Source organism: Streptomyces huiliensis (assembly GCF_020037025.1).
In the GTDB taxonomy this organism is placed as follows: domain Bacteria; phylum Actinomycetota; class Actinomycetes; order Streptomycetales; family Streptomycetaceae; genus Streptomyces; species Streptomyces huiliensis.
Genome location: NZ_JAIQLH010000286.1, coordinates 1 through 6,619 on the forward strand (window position 1 = coordinate 1; position 6,619 = coordinate 6,619).

A 6,619-nucleotide genomic window follows, 5' to 3' on the forward strand; every position below is an offset into this window, starting at 1 on the left:
CGCCGCAGGCGCGCGCCGCGGCGGCGACGGCCGCCTCGTACAGCGCGCCGAGGTCGGCGCCCTCCTCCAACTCCACGCGGGCGGCGAGCCGGTGGCGCGGCCGGGCGGGCGCGTCCACCAGGCGCCGGACGCCGTCCGCCGTCCGGTCCGCGCCGATCAGCACGACCGGCTCGTCGAGGCCGCGGGCGAGGTCGAACGAGCGCAGGGCCGACTCCACGTCGAGCGCCCGGTAGCCGCGCGTCTCCCCGAGGGCCGCCAGCTCGTCACCCTCGCTCATCCCCGTGTCCCGCCAGCTGCTCCACGCCAGCGACTGGGCGTCCAGCCCCCGCGCCCGCTGACGGACCGCCAGCGCGTCGAGGAAGGCGCACGCCGCCGCGTAGGGGGCGCCGAACGCGGCCCCGAAGGTGCCGTTGACCGAGGAGAAGGAGACGAACGACCGGACCGGATGCCGGGCCGCGAGCCGGTCCAGGACGCACGCCCCGCCCACCTTGGCCGCGATCGCCGCGCGCCAGGCCGCCGGGTCGAGGTCGGCCGCCGCCCGCCGTTCGATCGTCCCGGCGAGGTGGAGGATCCCGGTCAGCGGGGTCGACCAGGCGTCCGTCGCGGCGGCCACGGCCGCGTCCAGCGCCGCCTCGTCGGTGACGTCGACGGCCGCGTAGCGGACCTCCCCGAGTTCGCGCAGCCGCCGCAGCACCGCGGCGGCCCGGGCGCGCGGGTCGTCCGGAGCCGGGTCTCCGGCGTCCGGGGCCGGCAGCGGGGTGCGGCCGACCAGGAGCAGCCGTACCCCGGGCTCGGTGGTGAGCAGGTGCTCGGCGAGGTGGGCCGCGACGCCGCCCAGCCCGCCCGTCACCAGGACGACACCGTCGCCGTAGGCGGGGACGGCGACCGACTCGGGCACCGGTACGGGGACCAGCCGGCGCACCCGGCGCCCGCCGTCCCGCCGGCACACCTCGGCGTCGGCCGGAGCGACCGCGAGTTCCGCGGCGATCAGCGCCGCCACGTCGTCCGGCTCCCCGTCGCCCGGCACGGCCAGCGTGCCCGCGGACAGGCCAGGACGCTCGTCCCGCAGCGAGGGCAGGAGTCCGGCGAGGGTCGCGTGCGGCAGGTCCCCGCCGGTGACGCACCGCAGGTCGACGGCGTGGCCCGCGTGGTCCGGGGCGGCCAGCGCCCGGTCCAGGGCCAGGACCGACGCGGCGCCGGACCGCTGGGCGTCGAGCACCCCGCCGGCGTCCAGGTCGCGGCCGGACGGCTCCAGCGGCCCGAGGTGCACGACGCGGTCCGGGCGGCGGTCGTCGGCCGCCAGCCGGTCGAGCAGCGCCGTGAAGTCCGACGCCTCGTCGGGACGGACCGTGTACCGGGCCGCGTCCCGCCGCCCGAAGCCCGGCCCGGCCACCGCCGTCGTGGCGCGTCCGCCCTCCCGGCGCACCAGGGCGGCGAGCCGCTCGGCGACCAGCGCACCCCGCGGCCCCGCCGCCACGATCAGCACGGACGTGCCGGCCGGGGGAGCGGTGGCCGGGCGCGCCACCGGCGACCAGACGGGACGCAGGAACCAGTGCGGAACCGTCGCCGCCGTCCCGAGCAGCACCTCGGCGGCGCGCGCCACCGCGTCGAACTCACCGGCCTCGAACCGCTTGCGCAGCTGCGTCCGCTGGATCTTGCCGATCTCGGTCTTCGGGATCACCGCCGTCTCGACGGGCAGCACGTGCGCGGGCGCCACGCCGACCTCGCGGGCCACCTTGCCCCGGATCGCCCGCAGCGCGGCCGCCGCGGCCTCCCCGGTGTCGTGCCCGGGGGCCAGGTGCGCGAACAGCGCGAGCTGGTCGGTGGCGGCGGAGGCGTCCGTGCGGACCGCGACCGCCGCGGTGAACGAGCGCACCACCACCGGCAGTTCCTCGACGCACGCCTCTATCTCGTGGCTGAAGTGGTTGACGCCGTTGACGATGATGACGTCCTTGGCGCGCCCGGTGATGTACAGCTCGCCGTCGCGCAGGAACGCCAGGTCGCCGGTGTCGAACCAGCCGTCGGCGGTGAACGCCTCGGCGTTGGCCGCCGCGTTGTCGTGGTAGCCGGACGTCACCGAGGCGCCGCGGACCTGGAAGCGGCCGACCTCGCCCTCCGGCAGCAGACGCAATTCCTCGTCGACCACGCGCATGGCGAACCCGGGGTACGGCCGCCCGCAGCTGACGAAGGTCTCGTCGCCGCCGGACGGCGGCTGCGGGTCGAGCACCGTGTCCGTGACCACCGAGCACGTCTCGGACATGCCCCAGCCGGGGTGCATCACGTCGGACGGCAGCCCGTGCGGCGCCAGGGCCTGCAGGAACCGGCGGTTGGTCGCACCGACGACGACCTCGCCCGCATTCATGATCAGCCGTACGGGGGAGAGGTCCCACTCCCGGCCGGCGAGCCGGCCGGCCTGCTCGGCGACGAGGCCGAAGGCGAAGTTCGGCGCCCACGTGACGCTGACGCGCCACCGGTCAGCCAGCTCCCACCAGCGCAGCGGGTCCTCCAGCACCCAGCCCGTCGGGGCGTGCACCTGCCGGGCGCCGAGGTAGACGTCGCGGAGATGGAACATCACGACGCCGGTGACGTGGTCGAGCGGGATCCAGTTCAGCGAGACGTCGTGCTCGGTCAGGGAGTTGGCCGCCGCCGCGGCGACGGCCCGGCTCAGCACGTTGCCGTGCGTCAGCCGCACCGCCTTCGGAAGTCCCGTGCTGCCCGAGGTGAGCAGCATGAGCAGCAGGTCGTCGGGGCGTGCCTGATGCCAGTCGCGGTCCGGGGCGGCCGCGCGCAGGGCGTCCACGGTCACGACGCGGGGGTCCGGCCACTCCCGGCGGGCCGCGAGCTCCGCCAGGCCGTCGGCACGGTCCGCGGAGGTGACGACGACCGGCCGACCCAGCATGCGCCAGACGCCGTCGAGCTTGTTCACGGCCGCGGAGTCGGTGGCGTACGTGGGCGGAACGGTGAGCGGAACGACGGTGACCCCGGCGGCGATGGCGCCCCAGAGCGCGGCCACGAAGTCCTCGGTGTCGTCGCACTGGAGGACCACCTGGTCGCCGGCGCGCAGGCCCAGGGCCCGCAGCCCGCCCAGGACCCGGTCGGCCTCCTCGATCAGCGAGGCGTACGAGCGCCGGCTCTCGGTGCCGTCCGCGCGCACGTGGACGATCTCGGCGTGGTCGCCGCCCGTCGCGGCGCGGCGCAGGGCCTCGGGCCAGCCGTCGACCGCCGCCGGGGGCAGCGGCGGGCCTTCGGAGAGCGACAGCGCGCGGCCTGCTCCGTGAACGGCGGCCGGCCCGGCGGTGGCCGCCGCGGTACGCGGGCGGGTCGCCGGCCGGAGGGCTTCCAACTCCTCGGGGACGTCCTCGCGTCCGGCCGCCGCCGCCCGTACGCCGGGCACGGCCGCGAGTGCGGCGCGCCAGCCGTCGGCGGCGGTGTCGTCGACGACCGGCAGCCGGTGCAGGGCGGCCACGTCGAGGTCACCGGCGGCGGTACGCGGGAGGACGGTCACGGCCGTCACGCGGGGCGTCCCGTCGCCGCCCTCCTCCGCGAGGAGCCGGCGCGCGTCGTCGTCCGCGCCCGGTCGCGCGGGGACGACCCACACGACCGGGCCGCCGTCGGAGGGCCGGGTGACCGCGACGTCCGCGACGGCGGACAGGGCACGCACACGGCTCTCCAGTGCCGCGTCGTCGGACAGCGCCTCAGGGGCGCTGTCCCGCCCGGCGAGCAGGCCGTCCGGGACGAGGTCGTCCAGGCGCGCCCCCGGGTCGGCCGCGGCCCGGGCGAGGACGGCGACCAGACCCTCGGCGAGCAGGCGCGCGGTGTCCGGCTCGAACAGGTCGCGGGCGAACTCGACGTGACAGGTCAGACCGCCGGGTGCCGAGCCGTCGTCCCCGACGTGCTCGGTGATGTCGAAGAACAGGTCGAACTTCGCGGTATCCGTCGCGCTGGGGCGCAGCGGCACCGGCGGGCCGCCCAGCGACACCGCGGCGGCGGCGTTGTTCTGCAGTGCCAGCATCACCGTGAACAGCGGATGACGCCCCGGCACGCGCGGCGGGTTGACCAGCTCCACCACCTGCTCGAACGGCAGGTCCTCGTGCGCCCACGCGGCCCGGTCGGCCTCCTGGACGCGGGCCAGCAGCTCGGCGACGGCCAGCGAGCCGGAGGTGTCGGTGCGCAGGACGACGGTGTTGGTCACCAGCCCCACCACGTCGTCGAGCGCCTGGTCGTGCCGCCCGGCGACCGGGGTGCCGATCGCGAGGTCCGTACCGGCGCCGAGGCCGGTGAGCAGGGCGGCGACGCCCGCGTGCAGCACCGTGAACAGGCTGACGCCGTGCGCCCGCGCCAGCTCCCGCAGGGCCGCGTGGGCCTCCGGATCGACGGCCAGGTCGACGGCGCCGCCCCGGCCGGTCGGACGGGCGGGCCGCGGGCGGTCGAACGGCAGCGCGGTCTCCTCCGGCAGCCCCCGCAGCGCGGTGCTCCAGAACTTCTCGTCACGTCGGGCGGCGGCGCCGGCCGGGTCGAGACGGTCGTGCTGCCAGAGCACATAGTCCGCGAACTGCACCGGGAGCGAGGCGAGTTCGGGTGCCCGGCCGGCGGCGCGTGCCGCGTACGCCGAGGTGAGGTCCTCGGCCAGCGGCCGCAGCGACCAGCCGTCGGCGACCAGGTGGTGCAGCAGCAGGACGAGCGTGCGCCCGCCGTCCGCCGGTCCGTACAGGCCGGCCCGCAGGCCCGGCTCCCGGGTGATGTCCAGCCGCCGCCGCGCGGCGGCCCCGACGTGCGCGCCGATCTCCTCGGCGGGGCAGTCGACGACGTGCAGCGGCACGGCCGCCGGTTCGCGGACCTCCTGGTACGGCACGCCGGCCGCGGCCGGGAAGACCGTGCGCAGGCTCTCGTGGCGGGCGACGACGTCACCCAGCGCGGCGGCGAGCGCGTCGGCGTCCACGCGGTTCGGCAGGGGGAGCACCAGCGGGATGTTGTACGTCGGCCCGTCGTCGAGCCGGTCCAGGAACCACAGGCCCCGCTGGGCCGGCGACAGCGGCAGGCGCTCGGGCCGGTCGGCCGGGCGCAGGGGGGTGCGCGCGGGCGGTGCGGTGGCCAGCCGGGCGGCGAGGCCCGCCGCGCAGCGGGCGGCGAACACGTCGGCCACGCCGATCTCGACACCGAACCGGGCGCGGATCATCGTGGCGGCGCGGGCGGCGGTGAGCGAGTGGCCGCCGGCGGCGAAGAAGTCGTCGTCCGGCCCGATCCGTTCGATCCCCAGCACCTCGGCGAGGATCTCGGTGAGCGCCCGCTCCTCGGGGCCGTCGGGCTCCCGCGCGGCGGCCGTGGGCTCCGGCGGCTCGGGGAGGGCGTCCCGGTCGAGCTTGCCGTTGGCGGTGGTGGGGAGCTCGGTGAGGGGGACGACGGCCGTGGGGACCATGTGCTCGGGCAGGCGCGCGGCGAGGTGGTCGTGCCAGCGCCGGGCGCGGGCCTCGACCCCGTCTTCCCCGTCCTTCCCCGCCGGGGAGGGTACGACCCAGGCGACGAGCCGGGGTCCGCCCGCGCGGTCGTCACGGGTGCCGACCACCGCCGCGGCGACCTCCGGATGCTCGGTCAGCACGGCCTCGATCTCGCCCGGTTCGACCCGGAAGCCCCGGATCTTGACCTGGTGGTCCAGGCGCCCGAGGAACTCCAGGGCGCCCGTGGGCAGCCGCCGCACGAGGTCGCCGGTGCGGTAGCGCCGGCCCGCCACCGGGTCCTCCGGGAAGCGCTCGGCGGTGAGGTCCGGCCGCCCGAGGTAGCCGACGGCCAGCTGGTCCCCGGCGATGTACAGCTCGCCGGGCTCGCCGGGCGGTACCGGCGCCCCCCAGGGGTCGAGTACGTCCAGCCGGGTGTTCCAGACGGCGCGGCCGATCGGCACCGTGGCGCCCGGCGCGCCGTCGCGCAGCGGCCACCAGCTCACGTCGATCGCGGCCTCGGTCGGGCCGTAGAGGTTGAAGACCTCCGCGCCGGTGACCTCCTCGGCCCGCCGCGCCGCCTCGGTCGGCAGGGCCTCGCCGCTGCACAGGATCCGCCGCAGCGCGCGCGGCCGGGCGGCGGCCGGCTCGCCGAGATAGGCGACGAGCATCGACGGGACGAAGTGGGCGGTCGTGATGCCCGCCTCGTCGATCGCCGCGGCGACCCGCGCCGGGTCCCGCTGCGCGCCGGGGGCCGGCAGCACCAGCGCCGCCCCGCTGATCAGGGGCCAGAAGAACTCCCAGACCGAGACGTCGAACGCGCAGCTGGTCTTCTGCAGCACCCGGTCGCCCGGGCCCAGCCCGAACCGGTCCTGGGTCCACAACAGCCGGTTGACGGCGGCCCGGTGGGCGACGGCGACGCCCTTGGGGCGGCCGGTCGAGCCCGAGGTGTGGATGACGTAGGCCAGGTCGTCGGGGCCGGGACCGGCCGGGGCCGCGCCCGTGCCGTCGGCCCGCAGGGCGAGGACGTCGACGACTTTCAGCTCCGCCGGCAGTGCGACGGGCGCGGGTCCGGCGGTGAGGACCGCGACGGGCCGGACGTCCTCCAGGACGGCGGCGAGCCGGGCCGGCGGGTGGTCGAGGTCCAGCGGCGCGTAGGCCGCGCCGGTCCGCAGCACCGCGAGCAG

The 6,619-nt window shown here is 77.5% G+C and carries 1 protein-coding gene; it reads right to left on the reverse strand.

The window, feature by feature from the left end; translation table 11 throughout:
* The coding region (locus tag JNW98_RS31240; RefSeq protein WP_223771670.1) for a non-ribosomal peptide synthetase at window positions 1-6,619 on the reverse strand (6,619 nt) is incomplete at both ends.